Source organism: Hominenteromicrobium mulieris (assembly GCF_046197855.1).
In the GTDB taxonomy this organism is placed as follows: Bacteria; Bacillota; Clostridia; order Oscillospirales; family Acutalibacteraceae; genus Hominenteromicrobium; species Hominenteromicrobium mulieris.
Genome location: NZ_CP173188.1, coordinates 756,176 through 780,124, shown reverse-complemented (window position 1 = coordinate 780,124; position 23,949 = coordinate 756,176). Strand labels below are relative to the sequence as shown.

At 54.9% G+C, this 23,949-nt stretch carries 22 protein-coding genes; 1 reads left to right on the top strand and 21 read right to left on the bottom strand.

Going from position 1 to position 23,949, the window contains the following annotated elements:
* Window positions 1-6: 6 nt before the first annotated feature.
* From ACI0CA_RS03690 to ACI0CA_RS03665, 6 genes are all read right to left on the bottom strand, one after another.
* Complete coding sequence (locus ACI0CA_RS03690; RefSeq protein ID WP_308449885.1) at window positions 7-870, bottom strand: GNAT family N-acetyltransferase; 864 nt, start codon at window positions 868-870, stop codon at window positions 7-9.
* Entirely contained in the window at window positions 867-1,715 is an 849-nt protein-coding gene (locus tag ACI0CA_RS03685) for a YhfC family intramembrane metalloprotease (RefSeq protein ID WP_308449886.1), read from the bottom strand. Before ACI0CA_RS03685 ends, ACI0CA_RS03690 begins: the two co-directional genes overlap by 4 nt.
* A gap of 101 nt (window positions 1,716-1,816) precedes the next feature.
* Window positions 1,817-2,020: a hypothetical protein gene (locus ACI0CA_RS03680; protein ID WP_308449887.1), complete on the bottom strand. Its 204-nt coding sequence runs from the start codon at window positions 2,018-2,020 to the stop codon at window positions 1,817-1,819.
* Window positions 2,020-3,177, bottom strand: a complete 1,158-nt coding sequence (locus tag ACI0CA_RS03675) for a glycoside hydrolase family 27 protein (protein WP_446806540.1) — start codon at window positions 3,175-3,177, stop codon at window positions 2,020-2,022. The genes ACI0CA_RS03680 and ACI0CA_RS03675 overlap by 1 nt, the downstream gene beginning before the upstream one ends.
* Window positions 3,178-3,210: 33 nt before the next feature.
* Window positions 3,211-3,915: a 5'-methylthioadenosine/adenosylhomocysteine nucleosidase gene (locus ACI0CA_RS03670; RefSeq protein ID WP_395506662.1), complete on the bottom strand. Its 705-nt coding sequence runs from the start codon at window positions 3,913-3,915 to the stop codon at window positions 3,211-3,213.
* Between the two features lie 119 nt (window positions 3,916-4,034).
* Window positions 4,035-5,390 (bottom strand): YcxB family protein, encoded by a 1,356-nt coding sequence (locus ACI0CA_RS03665; RefSeq protein ID WP_446806541.1) that lies wholly within the window; start codon window positions 5,388-5,390, stop codon window positions 4,035-4,037.
* Between the two features lie 200 nt (window positions 5,391-5,590).
* Here ACI0CA_RS03665 and ACI0CA_RS03660 point away from each other — a divergent pair, with 200 nt between their 5' ends.
* Entirely contained in the window at window positions 5,591-6,352 is a 762-nt protein-coding gene (locus ACI0CA_RS03660) for an SDR family NAD(P)-dependent oxidoreductase (protein ID WP_446806542.1), read from the top strand.
* Window positions 6,353-6,505: 153 nt separating this feature from the next.
* Here ACI0CA_RS03660 and asnA read toward each other — a convergent pair whose 3' ends face one another.
* The 15 genes from asnA to ACI0CA_RS03585 all read right to left on the bottom strand — a co-directional run bounded on the left by asnA (window position 6,506) and on the right by ACI0CA_RS03585 (window position 23,856).
* Window positions 6,506-7,507, bottom strand: a complete 1,002-nt coding sequence (asnA, locus tag ACI0CA_RS03655; protein ID WP_446806543.1) for an aspartate--ammonia ligase — start codon at window positions 7,505-7,507, stop codon at window positions 6,506-6,508.
* A gap of 403 nt (window positions 7,508-7,910) precedes the next feature.
* Window positions 7,911-8,921, bottom strand: coding sequence for a hypothetical protein (locus ACI0CA_RS03650; protein WP_446806544.1), 1,011 nt, complete (start codon window positions 8,919-8,921; stop codon window positions 7,911-7,913).
* A 77-nt stretch (window positions 8,922-8,998) separates the two neighbouring features.
* Window positions 8,999-10,114 (bottom strand): N-acetylglucosamine-6-phosphate deacetylase, encoded by a 1,116-nt coding sequence (gene nagA / locus ACI0CA_RS03645; RefSeq protein ID WP_308449892.1) that lies wholly within the window; start codon window positions 10,112-10,114, stop codon window positions 8,999-9,001.
* 60 nt (window positions 10,115-10,174) lie between these two features.
* Complete coding sequence (locus ACI0CA_RS03640; RefSeq protein ID WP_446806545.1) at window positions 10,175-10,354, bottom strand: pro-sigmaK processing inhibitor BofA family protein; 180 nt, start codon at window positions 10,352-10,354, stop codon at window positions 10,175-10,177.
* Window positions 10,355-10,415: 61 nt separating this feature from the next.
* Window positions 10,416-12,620: a ribonuclease R gene (gene rnr, locus ACI0CA_RS03635; protein WP_446806546.1), complete on the bottom strand. Its 2,205-nt coding sequence runs from the start codon at window positions 12,618-12,620 to the stop codon at window positions 10,416-10,418.
* 242 nt (window positions 12,621-12,862) lie between these two features.
* Window positions 12,863-14,266, bottom strand: a complete 1,404-nt coding sequence (gene murD, locus ACI0CA_RS03630) for a UDP-N-acetylmuramoyl-L-alanine--D-glutamate ligase (RefSeq protein WP_343284760.1) — start codon at window positions 14,264-14,266, stop codon at window positions 12,863-12,865.
* An 18-nt stretch (window positions 14,267-14,284) separates the two neighbouring features.
* Entirely contained in the window at window positions 14,285-15,295 is a 1,011-nt protein-coding gene (locus ACI0CA_RS03625) for an aldo/keto reductase (RefSeq protein ID WP_446806547.1), read from the bottom strand.
* A 50-nt stretch (window positions 15,296-15,345) separates the two neighbouring features.
* Window positions 15,346-17,133, bottom strand: coding sequence for an ABC transporter ATP-binding protein (locus ACI0CA_RS03620; RefSeq protein ID WP_446806548.1), 1,788 nt, complete (start codon window positions 17,131-17,133; stop codon window positions 15,346-15,348).
* Between the two features lie 102 nt (window positions 17,134-17,235).
* Window positions 17,236-18,846: a putative polysaccharide biosynthesis protein gene (locus tag ACI0CA_RS03615; protein ID WP_176821112.1), complete on the bottom strand. Its 1,611-nt coding sequence runs from the start codon at window positions 18,844-18,846 to the stop codon at window positions 17,236-17,238.
* 187 nt (window positions 18,847-19,033) lie between these two features.
* Entirely contained in the window at window positions 19,034-20,407 is a 1,374-nt protein-coding gene (locus ACI0CA_RS03610; protein WP_417107673.1) for a TrkH family potassium uptake protein, read from the bottom strand.
* A gap of 40 nt (window positions 20,408-20,447) precedes the next feature.
* Window positions 20,448-20,987: a QueT transporter family protein gene (locus ACI0CA_RS03605; protein WP_446806549.1), complete on the bottom strand. Its 540-nt coding sequence runs from the start codon at window positions 20,985-20,987 to the stop codon at window positions 20,448-20,450.
* Between the two features lie 157 nt (window positions 20,988-21,144).
* Window positions 21,145-21,282, bottom strand: coding sequence for a hypothetical protein (locus ACI0CA_RS03600; protein WP_446807053.1), 138 nt, complete (start codon window positions 21,280-21,282; stop codon window positions 21,145-21,147).
* 221 nt (window positions 21,283-21,503) lie between these two features.
* Window positions 21,504-22,376: a transporter substrate-binding domain-containing protein gene (locus ACI0CA_RS03595; RefSeq protein ID WP_308449820.1), complete on the bottom strand. Its 873-nt coding sequence runs from the start codon at window positions 22,374-22,376 to the stop codon at window positions 21,504-21,506.
* A gap of 55 nt (window positions 22,377-22,431) precedes the next feature.
* Window positions 22,432-23,175 (bottom strand): amino acid ABC transporter ATP-binding protein, encoded by a 744-nt coding sequence (locus ACI0CA_RS03590; RefSeq protein WP_343284756.1) that lies wholly within the window; start codon window positions 23,173-23,175, stop codon window positions 22,432-22,434.
* Window positions 23,176-23,178: 3 nt separating this feature from the next.
* Window positions 23,179-23,856 (bottom strand): amino acid ABC transporter permease, encoded by a 678-nt coding sequence (locus tag ACI0CA_RS03585; protein WP_343284755.1) that lies wholly within the window; start codon window positions 23,854-23,856, stop codon window positions 23,179-23,181.
* Between the last annotated feature and the right edge of the window lie 93 nt (window positions 23,857-23,949).

Below are 23,949 nucleotides of genomic sequence, written 5' to 3'. Positions count from 1 at the left end.
CATTTTTTACAGGCAGTCGTGCACGGGCACACGCCAGTATTCCACTTCAAAGGTCGGCGCAAAGCCGAAAGAGCGGTATAAATTTAAGGCGGTCGGGTTTTCGGAATCGACGTCGAGCTCGATGCCTTTGCCCGCGTTTTTGGCTTCGGTCAGCGCCGCGCGCATAAGGAGTTTGCCGTAGCCCCTGCCGCGCTCACCGGCTTTTACCGCCACGCCGCAGAGGGACAACGTTTCGTCCGTTTTTTCCCCCGCGAGGTCAAACACGCCGATGGGCTCACCGTTTACATACAGCACATACGCCGTGCGATTTTCGGCGAGGAGCATCTCTTTTGCGGCTTCAAAATTTTTATATTTGCGCAGGGAAACGGACAGATAGTCCGCGAGCGTCTCCCCCGTCACACACTTTACGGTTATGTTTTCCGGCAGTGGGAAAACCGCCGGCTCGCACGTCATGCGATATTCCGTGTGGCTGTGGACGGCGTTCGGAAAGTGCTTTTTAAGGTACGCCTTTCCCGTTTCGCTTTGCGGCTCGAGGTCAAACAAAAAATCAGGCACGCCGTGCACCTGCATTTCCTTTGCGGCGGCGTGCAAAAGTGCCGTGAATTGCCCGCAATTTCGCGCGGATTGCTTCGTGAACGCCGTTACCTCGGCCTCCTCCTGCGTCGGCAGAAACAGCGACAAAAATGCAGTGAGCGCATCGTTTTCACGACCGAGATAAAAGCACGGTACGGTGCGGTCAAAGTGGCTTTCCGTTTGCAGCCAGACCGTATTCTTTAGATTTTCGCCGCTGTATACTTCATTTTGCAGCGCGAGAATTTCTGCACGCTCCGGCTCTGTAAGTGCGGCACAGGCTTTAACCTCTAAACTCATTTGCGCTTAATCACTCTGCCGAAATGGTCAAGCTCGCGCGATTTTTCCATGGGCAGCTCACCGTAGACCTTGCGTGCGAGGAAGAAGACCGCCACGGCGTACACAACGAGCAGCACCTCCAAAAGATAGACGGAGGTAAGCACGTTCGTCTGATACAGCGCTGCGAGGAAGCCAACAACCGCGTGCAGCAGGATGCTGACGGGGTACAGCCAGAATTTCTGCGAACGCACCACGCCGAACATCAAAACGGAAAGCTCAATTTGCAGTGCGAACACCGCAGTGCGCTCCACGCAGTTCATCACGCCGGCAAGAGGGCTGATGGCATTGATCTCCGCGATGGTCTCAAGGACGATCTGGTACTCCGAGTTCGCATACTGCGCGGCAAACGCCTCTGCTCCCATGTTATTGAACGAGATGGACATCATGAGCGTAGAGAGCACCGTAAGACCCAGCACCATGATGCACTCGAGCCCGCCGAAGCCGACGCCGAACGTAACAGCGTTTTCGCGGCCCACGCTGTCCTTCAGCATCGTTCTATATACGAGAAAGCGTGCGGTCTCCTCCAGAATGCCGGCCGAAAGACCGCCGTACACGGCGTAAAGCCACGGGTGGCCGAGCAGAAACGCGGAAACGGCGGAGCTGCCCGTGCCGAGCACAGCGGCATTGATGAGCTGCTCCAGCACCATGCCGAACACAAAGTAGGCTGCCGCGCCGATCCACGCCGGGCGGAGCTCTGTGCCCTCCTTTTTCTTCCAGATGACGAGGGCAAGGATGGGCAGCGCAAGCGAAAACAGCAGCTCTGCTGCAAACGTGATGATGATACTGACAGATATGGTATCGGCCATAGTGGTATCTCCTTTTTGCGAAATGGATTTCTTATAAATGAAAACGCCGAACCGCCGGAAGGCAAAAAAATCCTCCGGCGGTGTTAATTTACGGGATAGAATCAGCGGAACAGCGTGCACACGCCGCTTTCGCGGTAATAGCGGATGCGCTTTTCAATTTCCTCTTTCGGGCACTTGAAATAATCCGCAAGGCACTGTATGCACAAAAAGTCCTCCGCGCCGCGGTAGACAAGCTTACGGTAAATGGCGATGTCGTCATCGTGGAGCGGTGCGCCGCAGGTGCGGCAGGTTTTGTAGTTTGCCATTATTTCAGCTTCACGGGCTTTGCAATGAACACCATGGTGTCATGCGGCTCCACCTGCGCCACGTAGCGCTCGGCGAACTTGCCCTCATCCTGCTTTGTATAGCAGTTGTAGAAGGAGAGGCCGATGTTCTCCGCATAAGAAATGCCCATATCCCAGAATTGCAGGGACATTTCGCTCTTTTTATCGCCGAAGTTTACGAAGCAGATGGCAAGAGAACCGTCGGAAAGGGGCTTTACGAGCGCCATGACGTTCTCCGGGTTGTTCCACTGGCGGATGCAGTACGGCGCGCGGCACTCGATATCCTGGTTGATGCGGATGAGGTCTTCGTTGCCGAGCGTTTCAAGCGTCACATCGGTCATATTGCGCACGTCGCAGCCAATCATCAGCGGGGAGCCCATGATGGCCCACAGTGCGAAGTGCGAGCGGTATTCGAGGTCGGAGCAGGAGCCGATGTTGCCGATGAACTCGTTGTTGCTGGAGCCGTGCATACCGACGATGAGCATATCAATGTCGTTGTGACAGTACGGGCCGCTGAACGCCGTCTTATCGAGCTGAGAGAGGAACAGGTTCTTTACGGATTCCCAGTTATCCTGAATATCGCCCGTGGAGCGGAACAGCTGTGCGCCGGAGCTTCTGATCCAGCTGTGCACGTCTTCGTTGCCCCAGTTGCAGGCGGAAAGCACAATGTCTCTGCCGCAGTTGCGCAGCGCAAGGGACATGCGCTTGTAGAGCACTTCGCCGTCCATGTGCTTCGGTTTATAGCAGTTGTCGTACTTAAGGTAATCGACGCCCCAGGAAGCAAACGTCTCGGCATCTACGAACTCATGCTCAAAGCTGCCCGGGTAGCCCGCGCAGGTGTGCGTGCCGCAGCAGGAGTACATGCCGAACTTGAGGCCCTTCGAGTGCACATAGTCCGCCACAGCCTTCATGCCGTGCGGGAACTTCTCCGGATCCGGCACAAGGCGGCCGTTTTCGTCGCGCTGCTTGAGACTCCAGCAATCGTCGATGACGACGTACTCATAGCCTTTATCTTTAAGGCCGCTTGCGCACAGAGCGTCTGCTGCGCCGTACACGAGGTCTTCGTTGATGTTCCATGTAAAGGTGTTCCATGAATTCCAACCCATTGGCGGGGTCATGGCAAGATATTTGTTCTGCATACATTCTTTCCTTTCGCTCTAAACCAAACTGTCTTACTGCACTTCGTTCAGCTCACCCACAGCATCTTTCAAAAGCTCGATGCACTTTTCCGCAGAGGATTTTGCAAACGTCTCAAAATCGACGCTGCCCTCGTCGTTCGCGTTATCGGAGATGGCACGCAGACCGCAGAACGGCGTTTTATTCACTGCGCACACCTGTGCCACAGCGCCGGTCTCCATTTCGCAGGAGATTGCGCCGAACTCGGCTTTCAGCTGCAAACAGAAGGCGGGATCTGCCACAAAGCGGTCGCCGGTCGCAATGACGCCCGTGTGCACGCCGTTGTAGATCTTCTCGGCGTACTTTTCGAGCACCGCATTGTGCTTCGCGCTCGTCGGCAGCTGCACAACGCCCTCACTGCCGATCATTACGAAGCCTTTCGGCTCGCCGATGGCGGTGGTGTCGTAATCGTACTGCACGGTGTGGGACGCAACGACCATATTGCCAATCTTCACGCCCTCGCCGATGCCGCCCGCAACGCCCGTGTTGATGACGACGGACGGCGCGTAGTTGAGGATCATCGCCGCCGTGCACATGGCCGCGTTCACTTTGCCCACGCCGCATTTTGCGGCGACAACGTCCGTGCCGTTCAGCTTGCCCGTGTGGAACGTAACGCCGCACAGCGTTTCCGTTTTATGGTCTGTCAGCGCCGCGGTGATGCCCGCGACCTCAATCTCCATCGCTCCGATAATACCGATCATGTAAGAAATCCTCTCTTTCGGGGCTGCTTTCAAAGCGCCCCCATTATACCGCATAAAACCCGCGCGGTCGATTTTCATTTGTTGCGCGTTCCTATTATTTTGTTGTTTATTTGTTGCTTTTACTTAAAGCGCTTGCCGAGCTTTTCCTTCATAAAGGTGCGGAACGCATCGGCGTCACCCTGCTTAAAGCCGTCCTTGCGGATAAAGTACGTATTGCCCTCGCCGAAATACATATAGAAATATTCATTCGTCTCATACATGCGGCTGATCTGGAAATACGGGTGCAGGTTAGAAGCCTGTAAACCCGTGATGCGGAAGTCGCCATCGTAGAAATAGTACGCGGCGCGGCGGCTGCGCAGCTTACCGTAGGAGCGCATAAGCACCTTTGCTGTGTTGGTGGAAGCCGTCGCAAGCTTATAAAGGCTATAAATCGCAAAGCCGATAAGCAGTAGCATGACCCACCAGTTGCTGTCGAAATTGCCGAGCTGCCACACGACGTACAGCGCAATGACGCTTAAAATCACGGTGAACACCGGCATGAAAATCTGCAAGTGATACGCCTGATAGTTCGCGAACGTCTTGATTGCCGCGTCGTCGTGGTCGGTCTCGTTTACAAAACGCAACGCGCCCGTACCGACGGATTCGTCGTCCTGCTTCGAGCGGCGGTATTCCGCAAGGCGGTCCGCCGTCTCTTTTCTAAGCTGCTTTTCACGCTTGTTGCGGCTGTGCGTCGTCACAAAGTAAACGATGAGCAGCACAATGAGCACACCCACTGCGCCGAGCGTCACAGCGCTCTGTCTGCTCAAACCGTTTTCAATCGTAGGTGCTTCCGCAAAGGCAGAGATGACGGCGGAATCGACCACGGCGCGCATGAATGCGTCCGTCTCCTCCGAGATTTCTTTCGTATCGCCGAAGAGGTCAAACGAAACAATCTTGCCGTCGTACAGCGTACCATAAAGGCGCTCGTACACGGGTCCCTCCTCCTTGATATTCTCCGCACAGATGTCGATCATAAAGAACGGAATTTGTGCGTGGTCGTACCACGTGATGGTGCCGGTCGTGCTGCCGTCCATGGAAGACGGCTCCATGTATTTCAAAAAATCCTTCTTGCCCTTTTCGTCCAGATTATTGAGGTTAAAAACGGAGTTCGCGTAATCGGAAGATTTCTCCGCTACGGCTATGGTATCGCCGTTTGCCGCAATAATCTCCGCCGTGGTCCCGTTTTTCTGCATTTCCTTGATCTTCTCGCTCGCGTCCAAAATGCCCGCCTTGCTCCACGCGGCATCGCCCGCCGGGGTATCGACGGAAAGCACCGTCGCGCCCTCGGGGATTGTGACGGTCATGTTCGTGTCCGGGATCGTGTATGTGTTCGATGATGCGCTGTCCGCCAAAGCCGGCAGACAAAAAACAACTGCCAGCATGAAAACTGCCAGCAGACAGCCTATAAAGCGCATGCTTTTTCTTTGATTTGTCATGTATGCGTCCTTTCTGCGTACACGGTGCGTACGCATTACAGTAATTATTGTCATTGTACCACACTTTCACGAAAATTTATACCGTTTTTTGCATTTTTTCGCGCGAATTTACAAATTGTCCAAAAAGGCGTTTGACAGGCAGCCGAAGCGGCGGTAGAATGGAGACACAACCATCGGAAAATTTTGAAAGGACAGTCACTATGAAAATCGCCGTGATCACAGGCGCTTCCTCAGGACTTGGCATCGAGTTTTTACGCGCCGCTGTCACCCTTTGCCCGGAGATCGACACCTATTGGCTCATCGCTCGCCGCGAAGACCGCTTGGAAGCATTAAAGCCGCAGTTCCCGGAAAAAAATCTGCGCCCCATCGCGCTCGACCTCACCGACTCCGCCGCATTAAAACAATTTAATGCTTTGCTTGAACGCGAAAAGCCGGAAATTTCACTGCTCATCAATAATGCGGGCTTTGGCAAGCTGTGCGATTTTGCGACAAGCGACGTCGAAAGCCAGACCGCGATGATCGATTTGAACTGCCGCGCACTGACCGCCGTCACGCGGTACAGCCTGCCGTATATGAAAACGGGCGGGCTTATTCTGAACATCTCGTCCATCGCGTCGTTTGCGCCCACGCCGCGCATGGCAGTATATTGCTCCACAAAAGCGTACGTGCAAAGCTTCTCCCGCGCGCTGCGCGAGGAATTAAAGCCCAAAAAGATCAACGTCCTTGCCGTGTGCCCCGGCCCGATGATTACGGAGTTCTGGCAGGTTGCCGACCGCCCCACGCATAAAAGCCGCACGCTCGACATGCTGCCGCACCAGTCGCCCGCAAAAATGGCGACCTGCGCCCTGAAAGCCGGATTAAAGGGCAAAAGCGCCTGCACCATGGGCGGATTTTATAGGTTCTACCGCTTCTTAGCGCATATCCTGCCAAAATCGCTTTTGATGAAGTGGACGAAGTGCTGAGCATACCTCTTTGTCGGTTAAAAATTCAGCTGAACTCCGCGAACGCTAAAACACTTTTCCGTCTTTATAGATTTTTTCGGCATAGAAAAAGCCCCCTGCTGCAAAGTAAGAACCGCAGCAGAGGGCTTCCGTTTTATTCAGCTTCAAGCACAATTACAGCAGGATAACGCCCTTTTCGGCACAGACACGGCGGGTCTCCTCGTCCCAGAGGGAAGCTTGCACCTCGCCGATATGTACTTTACCGAGCAGAAGCATACAAAGGCGCGACTGCCCGATGCCGCCGCCGATGGTGAGCGGCAGCTCGCCGTTTAAAAGCATTTTGTGGAACGGCAGCTCCGCGCGCACTTCGCAGCCCGCAATTTTAAGCTGCGCCGCAAGCGAATTTTCGTCCACGCGGATGCCCATGCTGCTGATTTCCAGCGCCATGCCAAGCGGCTCGTGCCAGAACAGCAGGTCGCCGTTCATGCTCCAGTCATCGTAGTCCGGCGCGCGGCCGTCGTGCGGCTTGCCGCTTTTGAGCACGCCGCCGATCTGCTCAATGAATACCGTGCGGTGCTCGCGCACGATGACGTTCTCGCGCTGCTTCGGGGTGAGGTCAGGGTAGCGGTCCTCAAGCTCCTGCGCCGTGATGAAATACACGTCGCGGCAAAGCTCGGTGGAAAGGCCGGAGAACTGCCACTTTAATTCGTCCAGCGTGCCGCAGATGGCGCTGACGATGCGGCGCACCGTGTCTTCCAGGTACGCCATGTTGCGCGTGTCACGGTCAATGACCTTCTCCCAGTCCCACTGGTCCACATAGATGGAGTGAAGGTTGTCGAGCTCCTCGTCGCGGCGAATGGCGTTCATGTCCGCCACAAGGCCGTTGCCCACGTAAAAGCCGTAATCATGCAACGCAAGGCGCTTCCACTTTGCAAGGGAATGCACCACCTGCGCGTTGCCGCCGACTGCCGGAATGTCAAACTCGACCGGGCGCTCCACACCGTTTAAGTCGTCATTCAGACCCGTGGAAGGGTCGACGAACAGCGGCGCGGTGACGCGCTTTAGATGCAGCGCCGCACAAATTTTGACGAGAAATACGTTCTTTATCAGACCGATTGCCTTCTGCGTCTCGTAAAGACCAAGGCTCGGCGTGTAATTTTCGGGAATCTTCACCATCTATAAAACCCCATTTCAAAACAATCTTTCCCCTATTGTAGCGCACGGAAAAAGATTTGTAAAGATTTTTCGCAGCCTGCGGTAACCATGGTTAAAAGTTTCGCCCGCCTTTTCAAAGGCGGCGGGTTCTTAGGGCTGCGTCCTAAGTCGCCATTCGCAAATGGCGAAATCTTTTTGCATTCAAAAAATCAGGACGGGAACTTTAACAGTCCGGTGGACTGTTAAAGTGTGGGAGACCCAATTAGGGGGTCTCCCAATGAACTTGCAGCGCAAGTTCATAAAAGCTAAACGGTAGCACAAAAACGCCCGAAAATCGAAGCCTTTTAGAAAGAACCCACCCCCGCGCAGCGGAACTACACCGTCCTGCCGCGGCCGGGAGCAGGTCGCGTTCACTTATTTTGTTTTATCGAGCCATGCCTGCGTTTTTCAGCATCTTATTAAACTGCAGAACAAGCAGACCATAAAGCACGTTGAGCGCAACGCTCGTCAGGCCGAGCGGAACACGGATCCAGCCGTACAGTACCGCATCGCCGAAAACGGAGAAGAACGACACCGCCGCCGAAATGAAGCAGATGACCGCCACAAACATGGAAGCCTTATTCGGAACCATGCCCGTCAGCATCGCGTTCTTCGCGCTGTTCAGCATCTTTATGACCTTTGCTTCGTAAATGATCTCAAAAATGAGCACGACAAAGCCGATGATGCAGGCCGCAATGAGTATGACGAAGAGAGCGCTCATCATCTCATCCATGTAGCCGTAGTCATTGCCGGCAAGGGCAACACCGAAGATCACGGCAAGAACAACGCACAGCACCTCCGCAAGGCTCAACACAACAAGACTGATGATGCTGAACACCTTCATGATGGTAAGGCCGGCCGTTTTTGCCGCCGGAACACTCGGGTTTTTCGCAGATATGTACGTGATCCAGTACGCGGCAGCCATTAAGCCGCCTGTAATAAGCATACCGATGACCGTACCGACCGTGGTGCCGCTCTGCGCATCCGAAAGCGTACTGTACAGGTCGCCCGGCGAAACGATAAACTGCATTTCATACGGCAGGTTGCTGTAAATCTGATTTACAATATACGCCGGATCCTGCGGGAACAGGCTTGCGATGATCTGAAACAGCAAATTCACCGAAAAGAGGATCGCCGTAACGAGGAACAGCGGAGACGCGAAAAAGCTTTTCAGCACACCGTGCACGGGTGTAATCGGTCGCTGCACCGGGTATTGCACCGGCGGCTGCGCGTAATACTGCGGCGGCATCTGAAAATTCTGCGTGGGTGCGCCGTAGTTTTGCTGCGGCTGCACCGGCTGTGTGTACGTCTGCTGCTCGGGCTGTGCGGGCTGCCGCCGGCAAACGCACGGCGAGCCGTCTTCGGGTAGCTTTCTTCCGCAATTTGTGCAATACATATTTTCTTTCCTTTCTGTTCTTCCCTAATTCTATCCTCATGCCCCGCCGTCAAGGCCGCACGGCAAAGGCAAAAGCATCAGTGGTAGACTGCGACAATCTCGAGGTTCTCATCGAGCACAACAAGGTCTGCGCGCTTGCCGGGTGCAAGGCTGCCAATCTCGTTTTCCATGCCGATCTCCTTCGCCGGGGTCAGCGTCATGGCGCGCACGGCGGTCTCCAACGGAATGCCCCAGGAAACGAGGTTCTTGAGTTCCGCGTGCAGGTTTGTAACAGAGCCTGCAATGGTGCCGTCCGGCAATGTCGCCTTGCCGTCCTTTACGGTGACCATATTCACGCCCAGCATGCCCTGGCCGCCGTCTTCCACGCCGCTCAAACGCATCGCGTCGCTGATGACGCACACGCGCTCCGGCATGAGCTTAAACGTCGTGCGCACCACAGCCGGGTGAATGTGGATGCCGTCACAGATGAGCTCACCGCAGACGTTTTCGTTGTCGAACACCGCGCCCACAACACCCGGCGCACGGTGTGCAAGGCCGGACATCGCGTTATACAGGTGCGTCGCGTGGGTCACGCCCTTTTTGAACGCATCCACCGCGCCGTCGTAATCCGTTGCAGTGTGCGCAATGGAAACGGTGCAGAGCTTCGAGGCTTTCTCTACAAAATCGCCGCGCACGTCGCACTCGGGCGCAATGTCCACAAGCTTGATGATGCCGCCGCAGGAATCGTAATACTTCTTAAACACGTCGTAATCCGGCGCCTGAATGAACTCGTCGCCTTGCGCGCCCTTTTTCTTCGGCGAGATGAACGGGCCCTCAAGGTTCACGCCGACAATCTTCGCGCCTTCCTTGTCGTCCATGCAGGAGCGAATCGTCTCAAGCGCTTTCAAGATCTCCGCATCGGAAACGGTCATCGTGGTCGGGCAGAAGGACGTGACACCCTTCGTCAGCAGGAACTTCGCCATATTGCGCAGACCCTCTGCGTCGCCGTCGCTGGAATCTGCACCCGCGCCGCCGTGCACGTGAACGTCCACAAAGCCCGGCACAATGGTGTAGCCCGCGCAGTCCACAACGAGGTCTTCCTCTTTGTACGGCAAAGAATCCTCAAGGCGCACGATCTTGCCGTCTTCGATCTCGATATCCGCCTTGCGCAGGCAGAATTTATCGTCCAGTACGTTTGCGTTGATTAGAAACATGTTTAAAACTCCTCTCCGCTGCGGCAAAACCGCAGTTTTCTTTTCAATACATCTATACGTTTACAGCAGGCTCAGCAAAACGAGCAGCGTCACGCCCGGCACGCCAAGCACAGCGGATACCGCCACGCTGAGCCGGCTGACGGGAATATACACGCCGGTGTACGGCGCCGCAAAATACAAAACCGCCAGCGCCAGAACGCCCAGCATTGCCGAGCCGATGAGCCTTTTGATTCCCCGCATACGCTCTCCCCCATTTTTATCCTGTCGGAAAAGCTTATGATGCAGGGGAATTTTTCATACCTTAAATGTCGAGCTTCTCTTTATCCGGCACGAAGTCTACCTTGCCGGTCGCAACGTAGGCGGAAGCCACGATGATCGGCAGCGGCGTGCCGATGGTCAATTCGCGCTTCGGACTGCGCTGTGTGATAAGGCCGTCGTACACGAAGTCTTCGCCCTCAAACGCGTCGAGCGAAACAAAGCCCTCTACACTGTTTTCGAGACGCACGAACACGCCGCGCATCGTCACGCCGCTCACGGTGCCTTCAAAGTGCTCGCCGATGTGCTGGCTCATGTACTCTGCCATGTAGCAGTCCTCGGCGTCACGCTCGGCGATGAGCGCGCGAATTTCATTGCGGGAGGATTCCGCCGCAGAGGTCTCGCAGAACTGCGCGTAGCGGCGGCGCACCTCTTCTGCCGGCATGCCTTCCACAAACGCGGAAAGCACGCGGTGAATGGACGTATCCGGGTAACGGCGGATCGGCGAAGTGTAGTGGCTGTAATCGGAAAGCGCGAGGCCGAAGTGGCCGGTCTCCTCCGTCGAATATCTCGCTTTTTCCATCGTGCGCAGCAAACGCTGAGAAACAAGCGTCTCGCACGGCAGGCCGCGCACGCGGTCGAGGATCGCGGCGAAATCCTGCGTTTCGGGGTTCGGCTTTACGATCTCCTTGCACGGAACGCCCACGAGCTGCAACAGCGTCACAAGCTCCTCTACGCGCTTCGGGTCCGGGGTGCCGTGCACACGGTAGAGGAACGGCAATTTATGGTCGAGCGAGAATTTCGCCGCCGCAATGTTCGCCGTCACCATCATCTGCTCGATGAGCTGCTCCGCTTCGCCGGAAACGCGCGGCATGATGTCGATACAAATGCCGTTTTCATCAAGAATGAATTTCGATTCGCCGCTGTCCAGCTCCATGGTGCCGCGGGCTGCGGAGTTCGCCTTCAAAATATCGGCAAGCTCCTTCGCCGACATCAAGGACTCCATGACGGGCGCGTATTTGTTCAAAATCTCCTCCGATGCCGTGCCGTCCAGAATTTCGTTGACCTCGCTGTACACACCGCGCACCTTGGAATTGATGATTGTCTTTTTAAAATCGTACTTTGTGATGTGGCCCTCTTTGTCAAGCTCGATAAGCGCGGAGAAAGCCAGCTTGTCCGTGCCCGCGTTCAGGGAGCACGCGCCGTTCGAGAGCACTTCCGGCAGCATCGGAATCACGCGGTCGGCAAAATACACAGACGTGCCGCGGTTGATAGCCTCTTCATCGATGGCAGAGCCCTCTTTCACATAGTGGGAAACGTCTGCAATATGCACGCCCAGCGTGTAACCGAAGTCCGTGCGCTTCACGGAGATGGCGTCGTCGAGGTCCTTTGCGTCCTTGCTGTCGATGGTGAAGATTGGCTCGCCGCGCAGGTCAAGGCGCTTTGCGTATTCTTCGTCGCTGATGGGCTCGTTGCCGACGCGCTCGGCTTCGTCAAGCACTTCCTGCGGGAAAACATGCGGAATGCCGTACTGCTCTACAATGGCATCGGCGCAGACACGCGCCGTGCGGCCGCTGCCGAAGACCTTCTTCACGCTTGCATATGCCCAGTCACCGCGGTAATCCTGCTCCAAAGATGCCATGACCTTGTCGCCGTTTTTCGCGCCGTTTAAATCGCGCTCGCGCATACGTAAATTATAGCGAATGGCATTGTCCGGGATGAGCTCAATGCCCTCATCGGTGATACTCACCGTGCCGGTCGTCTGCGCGGGCTTGTGCTCTACGATGCGGCGCACACGGCCGGAGGGGCCGCGGTCGTCCTTGCGAATGTCGCCGACGATGATCTTGTCGCCGACGAGCGCACCCTGCAAAGCGCTGCCGTGAATAAAAATGTCGTCACCGCCGCCATCGGGACGCGCAAAGCCGAAGTTCTTCGAGAGCGAAACGAGCGTCGCTTCCACGTCTTCGCCGACCGGAATAAGCTTCGCGTTGTGCTCGCGGTCAAGTAAAATCATGCGGCGGTCTTTTAAAGAACGCAGTGCATCGTAAAAAGCAAGCTTGTCGAGCACACCTGCCTTTTTCAAAAGCTGGCGTGCGCTCCAGTCGTGAATTTCCTCGCTGCGCATGGTCGCCAAAATCGTCTCTTCCATGCGGTTCAGGGGCGTATCGCGAATGTCGCGGCGGCGGTCGGAACGACCGTTTCTGCCCTGAAAGCCCTTGTTTCTGTCATTTCCCTTGTTATACTGTTTCATTATACCTATCCAATCTTCCACAATCACGCCCCGCCCGGTCCAAGGCGAAGCGGCGCCGAGTGCGCAAATTTCTTGTTTTGTTGATCTTTCTCGCCGAGCTACTGTTATGCACAGTACCGAGACAAATAAATTTTTCCGAGCTCTGCGGAGCTCGACCAAAGGTTTCACCTTTGGAATCTGATAAACTTTCTGAAGAAAGTTTAATCAAAGACTTTTGCGTCCGCTTTCACGTCAGCTTGTGCTTACTTCAGTGCTTTCACTTCTTCTCTGTAAATATCACCGCGCACGGCAAAGCTCTTGTACATATCAAAGCCCGTTGCGGCGGGGCACAGAGACACCACGTCGCCCGGCTCTGCGCTTTCTCTTGCAAGGCGCACGGCATCTTTCATGTTGTTTGCGTGCAGAATCACCGGCGCGCCGTCCTTGTAGTTTTCGGCACCGCGCACCGCAGCTTCGATCTTCCCCGCGGCCGGCGTTTTAAAGCCCTCAAGCGGTTTTTCGGGCGCGAGCAGTACGAGTGTCTTCACCTTGTCACAAATGACCTTGCCCAGCTCGTCAAACGGCACCTTTTTATCCGCACCGCCCGCAATCATAACGATCTTGAAATCATACAGCGAAAGCGTGCCGATCATTGCGCGGGACGGACTCGTTGCGATGGAATCGTTATACCATCTCACGCCGTCCAGCTCGCGCACGAACTCCATGCGGTGCTCGACGCCGTTGAATTCTTTCGCGACAGTCCTGATAACCTCTTTCGAGACATCGCCCCACACGGCAGAAATCGCCGCAAGGTAGTTTTCGACGTTGTGCTTGCCGGGAATGCGAATGTCGCTTTCCTCCATAATATATTCGTCGCCGAAGTAGATTTTGCCGTCCGCGCTGCACCACGCGCCGTTCGTCTTCTCTCTGCGGGAGAACATGTACGTCATGCCGCGCGTGTCAGCGGCACAGGCCGCCGTCAGGGCGTTATCCGCGTTCAAAACCGTGCGGCCGAACGCATTCTGGTGCAAAAGTACGTTCTTCTTCGCGTTCACGTACTCGTCCATATCCTTGTGCACGTCGAGGTGGTTCGGCGACAGATTCGTAATGACCGCGACATTCGGGCTGCGGCGCATGGAGATAAGCTGGAAGCTCGAAAGCTCCACCACCGCCACATCCTCAGGCTTTACATCACGGATCTCCGGCAGAAGCGGGCGGCCGATGTTGCCGCCGAGGTGCACGGTCTTGCCCGCCGCTTTCAGCATTTCGGCAATGACGGACGTTGTGGTCGTCTTGCCGTCGCTGCCCGTCACGGCGTAAATTTTGCACGGACACAGGTCGAAAAAGACTTCCATTTCGCTCGTCACGGCAACACCGTTTGCACGGGCCTTTTGCAGCTCGGGCAGCAGATACGGCACGCCGGGCGCGCGGAACAGCATGTCTTCGTCGATACTTTCAAGGTAGTCTTCGCCGCAGATGAGCTTTGCGCCGAGCTTTTTCAGCGCTTCGCCGTCTTCGCCCAGCGCCGCTTCGCTGCGCTTATCGCGCACCGAAACGGCTGCACCGTGGGCTTTAAACTGCTCAATGAGCGGCAGGTTGGAGCGTCCAACGCCGACAAACGTGATGCGCTTGCCGGAAAGAGACGCGTAAAATTCGTTTGCTGTCATAATTCGGAACTTTCTCCTTTATTTTAAAAAGGTGCGGTAATCCTCCAGATTCTTGCGGAGCAATTCGGGGGTGTTTAAGGTATACGGACATTTCTTCACGCACTGGCCGCAGTGCTTGCAGTTTTCAATCAGCTCCATTTTCGCCTGCCACTCGGGCGTCAGCCATGCGGCGGACGGAGCGCGGCGCAGCATAAGCGACATGCGCGCGCACTGGTTGATCTCAATACCGGCGGGACATGGCATGCAGTAGCCGCAGCCGCGGCAGAAATCGCCCGCGAGGGACTCGTGCTCTTTTTCGATGAACGCCGCAAGCTCGTCCGTCATCACCGGCGGGTTATCATTGTAGGAAAGAAACTCGTCAAGCTCTTTCTCGCGCTGTACACCCCAAATGGGCAACGTGTTCTCATACTGCGCAAGGTACGCATACGCCGCATCGCTGCGCGTGATGAGACCGCCGGAAAGCGCCTTCATGCAGATGAAGCCGACGTTCTTCTCCTTACATAGGTTCACGAGCTCAATGTCCTTTTCGCTCGCAAGGTAGCAGAACGGGAACTGCAGCGTTTCATACAAGCCGGATTCCACGGCTTCGCGCGCCACATGCAGGCGATGATTCGTGATGCCGATGTGACGGATCTTGCCCTGCGCTTTCGCTTCCAGCATCGCCTCATAAAGGCCTGTGCCGTCGCCGGGCTTCGGGCAGAAGGACGGCGTGTGGAACTGGTAAATATCCACGTGGTCGGTCTTCAGCATAGAAAGGCTCGTCTCGAGGTCTTTCCAAAAGCCTTCAACGGTTGTCGAGGCCGTTTTCGTCGCGATGATGATGTCGTCGCGCACATCGGCAAGTGCCTGACCGATCTTATATTCGCTATCCGAATACGCGCGTGCGGTGTCGAAAAAGCGGATGCCGTTATCGTATGCTTTGCGCAGCAGCTTGCCCGCTTCTCCAACGGAAATGCGCTGAATGGGCAGTGCGCCGAAGCCGTTGCGATTGACCGTGATGCCGGTATTGCCGAGTGTCACTGTTTTCATAGTTTTCCCGTCCTTTCAAAATATACATACCCGAAAATTTCCTTTGGGCTTTATTCCGTGTCCGCCGTCATTTCCTGATAGCTTTTATATAAGTCAAAGTAAATGCCCTTTTTCTTCATAAGCTCCTGATGCGTACCGGCTTCTTCAATGCCCTTATCCGTCAGCACCAGAATTTTCGTCGCGTTCTTGATGGTCGTCAAACGGTGCGCAATCGTGAACGTCGTTCTGCCCTTCGCGAGCTTTTCAAGCGACGCCTGCACGATACGCTCGCTTTCGTTATCGAGCGCACTCGTCGCTTCGTCTAAAATCAAAATCGGCGGGTTCTTTAAAAACGCACGCGCAATGGAAATGCGTTGCTTCTGGCCGCCGGAAAGCTTCACGCCGCGCTCGCCGACGTATGTATCGTAGCCGTTTGAAAGCCCCTCGATAAATTCATGCGCGCCCGCCATTTTGGAGGCCGCAATGACTTCTTCTTTCGACGCGCCCGGCTTGCCGTACTGAATGTTCTCAAACACCGAGCCGGAGAACAGGTACACGTCCTGCTGCACAAAGCCGATGCGGTCGCGCAGGGATTTCAGCGTCACCGTACGGATATCCTCGCCGTCGATGCAGATGGTGCCGGCAGTCGTATCGTAAAAACGCGGAATGAGGTTGCACAGCGTCGTTTTACCGCCGCCCGAAGGGCCGACAAGCGCGATGTTCTCGCCCGCCTTTACGTCGAGGTCGATGTCAGAAAGCACCTCGGTGCCGTCGTCGTTATACTTGAAGCTTACGTGGTCGAACGTCACGTCGCCCTTGACAATGCCGATATCTTTGGCGTCCGGCGCGTCGCTGATCTCGATGGGCGCGTCCATAACCTGAAAGAAGCGCTCCACGCCGCTCATGCCGCTTTGGAACTGCTCCGTAAACTGCACGATGCGGTGAATGGAATTGATGAGCGTTGTGATATACAAAAGGTACGCCACAAGCTGCGAGGGGTCGATGGCGCCGTTCATCATGAAGATGGCGCCCGCAATGACGACCACGATATACATGAGACCGTCAAAGAATTTATTGGAGGCTTCAAAGCCGCCCATATACATGTAGCGCAGACGCTTAATGTTATAAAAGCGCTGGTTGCCCTCTTCAAACTTCTTTTCTTCAAGCGGCTCGTTCGCGAAGGATTTCACCACGCGCACACCAAGCAGGCTGTCTTCCACCTGCGCGTTGATCTCGCCGAGCTGTTGGCGCTGGCTGCGGAACTGTGCCTGCATTCTCTTATTAAAGAACATGGCGGCCGCCAGCATAAACGGCAGCACCGCAAAGATAATCAGCGTCAGCGGCACACTCATCGTGCACAAAATCACAAATGCGCCGATGATCTTGATGCCCGCAATGAAAAATTCCTCCGGACAGTGATGCGCAAACTCCGTGATGTCAAACAGGTCAGTCGTGATGCGGGACATGAGCTGACCGATCTTCGTGTTGTCAAAATACGAGAACGAGAGCTTCTGCAGGTGTGCGAACATGTCGCGGCGCATGTCGGTCTCGATCTTTGTGCCCATGATGTGGCCGATAGACGCCATGAAGAACGTTGCGCCCACGTCGACGAGCTTTAAGAAAATGTACAGCCCTCCGATGCGCAGAATATAACTGAGCGTCAAAGACGCCAGGTCATTGATGCCGCGGTCCGTGATCTGCTGCACGATGATTGGCAATGCCAGCTCGCATACGGTCGTCAGCGCCGCGCAGAACAGGTCGAAAATGAGGATCCACAGATACTTTTTAAAGTACGGCGCAAAACGGCGTATAAGACCCTTTTTGCCCTTATTTGTCACAGTTGCTTCCACAATACCCATCCTTTCTTTCGTCGGCGCAGAATCGTTTTCCGCACCGCGAAATTCCCCAAAAACTTATAATTTTATTTTATCACAGGCACATGGCCTTTACAAGACAGGAAGTTACTTCAAATGCAGTTTATCCGCCAGTTTTTCACCCTTCGGCAGCTGCACGATCTCCTCGCGCGTGATGGCTTTGGTAAACACTGCCGCCACGAGGTAAACGAGGATTGCAAGCAGAATAACCGGAATGACCGCGAACTTCTCACTCATAAAGCGCGTGAGCAGCAGATATACGGGGTACGAGACCGCACCCATAATGACAGAAGCAAGGAGCGGACGAATGCCCATGCGCACCACGCTCGGAATTTCCGGCAGCATACGGTGCAGCGCGATAAGGTTCAGAATAATCATAACAAGATACGAAACGAACGTACCGACAGCAGAGCCCATGGCGTTGATCTCCGGGATACCGCACAGCACATACACAACGCCGATGCGTACCACCGTACCGACAATCATGTTGATGACCGGCACGTATACCTTGCCGACCGCCTGAATCATCGAGTTCGTAGTGTAAAGTAAGCTCGCCGTGATGACCGCCGGCGCCATAACGGCGAGCAGCGGCGCGGTATTTGCCGCAAACTCCGGGCGGCTGTAAAGCAACAGGGAGCAAATGGGTTTTGCAAAAATGCACAAGCCCGCGGCAGACGGGATGGCTACCATAAGCGTCATGCGCAGGGAGAGCATGGAAATACGGTTGATTTCGCGCTTTTCTTTTTTTGCGATCGCACCGGAAAGCATCGGCAGCACGATGGTAGAGATGGGCACGATGACGGCGTTCGGCAGGTCGAAATACTTGCGCGCCGTGCCGAGCCAGCCCTTCATAGCGATGGCGGAGTTCGCGTCCACACCGGCAGCGCCCTGCAAACGATACATCATCACGGAGGAATCCACAATGTCGAGCGCGCTCAAAAACGCAGAGCCGATGATGACCGGCACCGCAAAGGTCAGGATAGATTTCAAAATTTCACCAACACTCGAAACCTTCGGCTCAAAAGGTGAATAGCGCGTATCGCGCGATTTGCGGAAGTAGTACAGAAGAATGTACAAAACCGCGAAGAACGAGCCGATGGAAACACCGAGGATCGCGCCTGCCGCGCCAAGCTCCGGCAAGCCGGTGGTCTTCAGGAAATACAGTGCCAGCGCAATACCGACGAACAGTTTAATGAGCGACTCCAAAACCTGCGAGACCGCCGTCGGCGTCATGTTGGAACGCCCTTGGAAATAGCCGCGCAAACACGACGAAACGGACATGAAAAAGCACATCGGTGCCAAGGCTGCAATGGCGTACATGGAGCGGTCATTTTGATTCATGAGCATCGCGAACTGACGGGAAAACACCGCCATGACGATGCAGCCGACAAGACCGATGCCGGAGAACAGTGTGAATGCCACGCGGAAAATTCTATCCGCTTCGCGCTTGCGGTTCTGTGCATACGCCACGCTGACAAGGCGCGAAATGGCGACCGGTGTGCCGGAAGATGCCAAAACACTGAAAAACACGAAAATGTCATACGCCGTGTTGAAATGCCCCATGCCCTCATCATCGAGGAAATTCGCAAGCGGAATAGAGAAAAATATGTTGATGAATTTGACGATAAACGTCGCTGCCGTCAAAATTGCGGTACCCTTTAAAAAGCTCTGGCCTTTCTGTTCCGTCTTCTGAGACAAATTGAAATCACTCCTATATCAAAATCGTAAATTGCCGCATTGAAACGCATTTAGGAAGCCTGAACAGCACACAAAATACGTACAAAATAGTATACCATACTTTCCCCCTGTTTCGCAAGGAAACGGGCTTAAAATGTGCGCGATAAAAGCAAAGATCCCCTGTGCAAAACGCACAGAGGATCCAAAATCACCCGATCAGCATTCTGCCCTCCGGCAGAACGGAACCGCTTTTCTTTTTGCGCATTAAAATCGCCACGCCGAATGAGACAGGGCCTACGCGACCGATGAACATCGTCAGCGTCAGGGCAAGCTTTGCAAGCGGATGCAGCGTCGGGGTCAGGCTTGCGCTGAGGCCGACCGTCGCAAAGGCGGAAACGGCTTCGATCATCGCATCCAATATGGAAACACCGTGGTGCAGCGCTAAAATGAGACTCACGTTCAAAACGGAGACCACAAGGGCGAACGCCACGACCGTAAGGGACTTGTACACCATACCGGGGTCAAAACGGTGGCGCAGGAACGTAGTGGTGTCTTCGCCGCAAAGAGTGGATTTCACCGCCGCAAACAGCACCACAAGCGTCGTCACCTTAATGCCGCCCGCCGTGGAGCCCGGGCAGCCGCCGATGAACATCAAGAACGACGTGAGAAGCTTTGCACCATCCGTTTCCTGCTTAATGCTGACGGAAGCAAAGCCCGCCGTGCGCGTGTTGACCGACTGAAAAAACGCCGCGTTCAGCTTTTCAAAGAAGTTCAAATCACGGTATGTATTGTTGTACTCAAGGATAAACAGCATCACCGTACCGAAAACCAGAAGCGTCAAAGATGCACGCAGGCAAACCTGCGCGTGAAAGCTCAACTTTTCCACGTGCTGCCGGTGCAGGCGCGTCGAGATTTTCTTGCGGTAAATATCCTGAAACACCACAAAGCCCGTGGAGCCGATGATGATAAGCGTGGAAATCGTCAGCGTGACGAGCGGGTCGCCGTTAAAGGCCGATAAACTCGAATTGCCGGGAATGAAGCTTAAAATATCGAAGCCGGCGTTGCAGAACGCCGAGACGGAGACGAACACCGAGGCCCATACGCCGAGCCCGCCATAGAGCGGCACGAAGCGAGCCATGAGCAGAAGCGCGCCGAGAGCTTCCACCGCAAACGTAAACGCAACCACGATGCGCAGCAGCGAGATGACATCCAAATTGCTGCCGCCGGCGCTTTCGCGGGCGAGTACAAGGTGGCGAATGCCGATGCGGCGGCGGACGAGCAGCGTGAGACCCGTTGCAAACGCGGCAAGGCCGAGACCGCCGCACTGAATGAGCACAAGCAGAACGCCCTGCCCGAAATACGACCAGTGTATAAACGTGTCATACACGGAAAGGCCCGTGACACACGTGGCGGAGGTCGCCGTGAAAAGCGCGTCCACAGGGTTTGTGAACCGCCCGCTTTTCGCCGAGATCGGCAGCGTGAGCAACACGGTGCCGATAAAAATAAGGATCACAAAGCTGACGACGAACATGCGCGTGGGTGACGTACGCTTTACTATTTTTTGTAATCTGCTCGTTTTCATAAACTCCGACCGACTTTCTCCGGGCGCGCCCGGAACAGATTTATGCCAACATGAGTTCGCTGATCTTTGTGCGGCGCAGCGCCATCATCAGCGGCACGCCGAGCACATAGCAGACGATGAGCTCGCCGATGCCGACCGAAACGGCACCCGCGATGAAGCCTGCAAGGGAGAGATTGCCGAAAGCAAACGTGCCGTTATCCGCAAGGCAAGCCACTTCAAAGCCAACAATGAGGGCGTTGAAAATGACCGGCGGCAGCGGCGCCAAAACCGGGATCTCTTTCCAGCGAATGTTGCGTACAAGGTAAGAAAAAATGCCCGCGAGCAGCGTTGCAAGCGTGCCGAACACCCAGTCTACGACGCCGAGCGGACTTGCAAGGTTCGAGATGAAGCAGCCGACGGCAAGCCCGGGGATGGCGGCCGGCGTAAAGGCCGGGAGCACCGTTAAGGCTTCCGAAAAGCGGAACTGCACCGCGCCAAACGCCAGATTCATGGCGGCAGCGGCGTAAGTGAGGACAGCATACAGCGCCGCAATCACGGCGCTGAGCGCCAGAAAGCGGACTTTTGAGGTTTTCTTATTCATTTCAGCATTCCTTTCCGCGGTCCGGGAGCCGCCCCGGCCGCGCTAGTTTTGTTTAAGGTCAGGATGTCACGACTGACCGTGCTGCACAAATGGGCGTACAGCAACAGGATATAGCATAAGCAATTTAGGACGAAAAGTCAAGCGTTTCGGGGATATTCTACCGATTATTGAAAAATGACGGATTTGTAATCGAAATTTGTTCGTTTTTGAGCATGGACAGACGGTTTTCATGGACATTGTTGATTACATAAACGAAGTTGACCGCCGTAATCGTGAACAGGAAGCCGCTTACCATGTGACGCTTTCAAAGCGGGACTCTCGGATTTGCTGTGTGTTTTATGCTCGCCCCCTCTTTTACGCCGCGGCTTGCTTCATTTATACCACACCACGAGGGATTACAACGAAAATATACACTTTTGTGGGTTATCACAGAAGCGGGACGGTTTCTATATGCAAAAAGCCCCTGCCCGCAGTGAAACGCGGGTAGGAGCTTTGTTTTGCTGAATTTACTTTAAATTACTCTTTGGAGATGTCGGTGCCGAAGTATTTTTCGGAGAGAGCGGTAAGGGTGCCGTCCTCACTCATTTCCTTCAGCGCGTCGTTAACGGCTGCGAGCAGCGTTGCGGTGTCGTCGCCCTTGCGGATCGGAATGGCGACCTTTTCGACTTCATCGGAGAACGTAGCAATCTTGATGTTCGCTTCCGGGTGCTCCTTTACGTAGTCTGCGAATACGACTTCTGCGTTCAGGGTCGCATCGATACGGCCGGAGAGCAGGAGCTCGATGGTCTGGTTGAGGTCGTCCACGCCCGTGACCGTTGCGCCGTGGGCTTCTGCCTGCGTTGCGTAGGTGCTGGAAATGGTATTGGCGGTCGTTTTGCCCTCGAGATCTTCCATGGAGTTGATCTCATCGTAATCGCCGCGCACGATAACAGCGGTGCGGTTATATGCATACGGGGTAGAGAAGTTGTACTTTTCCGCGCGCTCTTCGGTGACGCCTACGCCGTTGACCATGATGTCATAACGGCCGTCATCAAGACCGGCAAGCAGGCCGTCCCACTCGCCCTCGACAAAGTTGACCTCTACGCCGAGCTTTTTTGCGATGTTCTGCGCAACTTCTACGTCATAGCCGACAAGGTTATCATCGGCATCGTGGTATGTCCACGGCGCCCAAGTGCCTTCCATCGCGACCGTGATGGTGCCCTTTTCCTTGATCTGCGCGAGCAGGTCGTTTTCTTCCGCTGCGGAAGACTCGCTTTCTGCTTCGCTCGATGCAGAGGAAGCATCGCTGCTGCTTGCCGCACCGGACGTTGTGCCGCCCGAGGAGCAACCCGTAAGCACGACTGCCGTGAGCATCAGCACAGCCATAAGTAAAGAAAGTGTTCTTTTCATGTTCTCTTACTCCTTTGCTTAAGTAGGATAAATATGGATAACGGACTGACAAAAATCAATCCATGTCTCCCTGAATGGTGCGCAGGAACGCTTTTGTGCGTTCCTCCTTCGGGTTCTCGAAAAATTCTTTCGAGGAGCCTTGCTCGACGATAACGCCGTCTTCCATGAAGATGACCTTGTTTGAGACCGTGCGGGCAAAGCCCATTTCATGTGTGACGACGAGCATCGTCATGCCCTCATTTGCGAGGTCGCGCATGACGGAAAGCACTTCGCCGGTGAGCTCCGGGTCAAGCGCACTCGTCGGCTCATCGAAGAAGATAATCTCCGGGTTTGTCGCAATGGCGCGGGCAATGGCAACGCGCTGCTGCTGGCCGCCGGAAAGCTGCGAGGGGTAATAATCGTAACGGTCGGAAAGACCGACCTTGTCGAGCGCTTTTTTGCCGATCTCAATGGCTTCCGCCTTGTGCATTTTGCGGGCGACGATGAGACCCTCTGTGACGTTCTGCAGCGCTGTTTTATTTAAAAACAGATTGTAGTTTTGGAACACGAACGCCGTTTTGCGGCGCAGGCGCGCAATCTCTTTTTTGGTGATCTTATCGAATTCGAATTTTTCGTTGTCGAAGATCAGCGTGCCGCTGTCGGCTTTTTCGAGGAAGTTTATGCAGCGCAGGAGGGTTGTTTTACCGGAGCCGGACGGGCCGATGATGGCAACCACATCGCCCTGCTCCACGTCGAGATCGACGCCGCGCAGCACATGCAGATCGCCGAAGGATTTTTTAATGTCCAGAATTTGCAGCATAACTCAGCCCTCCTTGTGTCCGTAAGACGCGAGCTTCTTTTCGCCAAAGCGCTGCACCCAAGTGAGCACCGTAGAGAAAATGAGGTATATAAGGCCGACCTCAAGGTATAAAAGTAGCGGCTCATACGTGCGCGCCACGATACGCTGTGTGACCATGAACATTTCCGTTACGGTGATGTTCGCCGCAAGGGAGGTGTCCTTGACCATGGAGATGAGCGAGTTGGAAAGCGGCGGGAACGCCGTGCGCATGGCCTGCGGCAGCACAATGCGGAAAATGGTCTGGAGATAGGTAAGCCCCACGCACTGACCGGCTTCAAGCTGACCCTTCGGCACGGATTCAAGCGCAGCGCGGATGGTCTCGGCACAATACGCGCCCTCATTCAGGGAAAACACGATAACTGCCGCCGGAAACGGATCAAGCAAAATGCCGACGCGGGAAAGGCCGAAGAACACAACGAACAGCTGCACGAGCAGCGGCGTACCGCGGAAGATCCAAATGTAAAAACGCGCGATCTGCTTTAAGACCTTCACATTTGCGAACTGCACCAGCGCCATAATGACCGCGATAATGAGTGCAAAGGTGAACGAAATGACAGTGAGCGGAATGGTGACCGTCAGGCCGGGGATGAGAATTTTCGGAAAGGAGTCTATAAAAAGCTCCCATAAACGTCCGCTGAACATAGCTTTTGTTCTTCCCTCTTTCTGAAAACGAATTTCAATATAAATATACGCCCTGTACTTTACTTGAAGTTTAGTATACCCGTGATGGGGTAA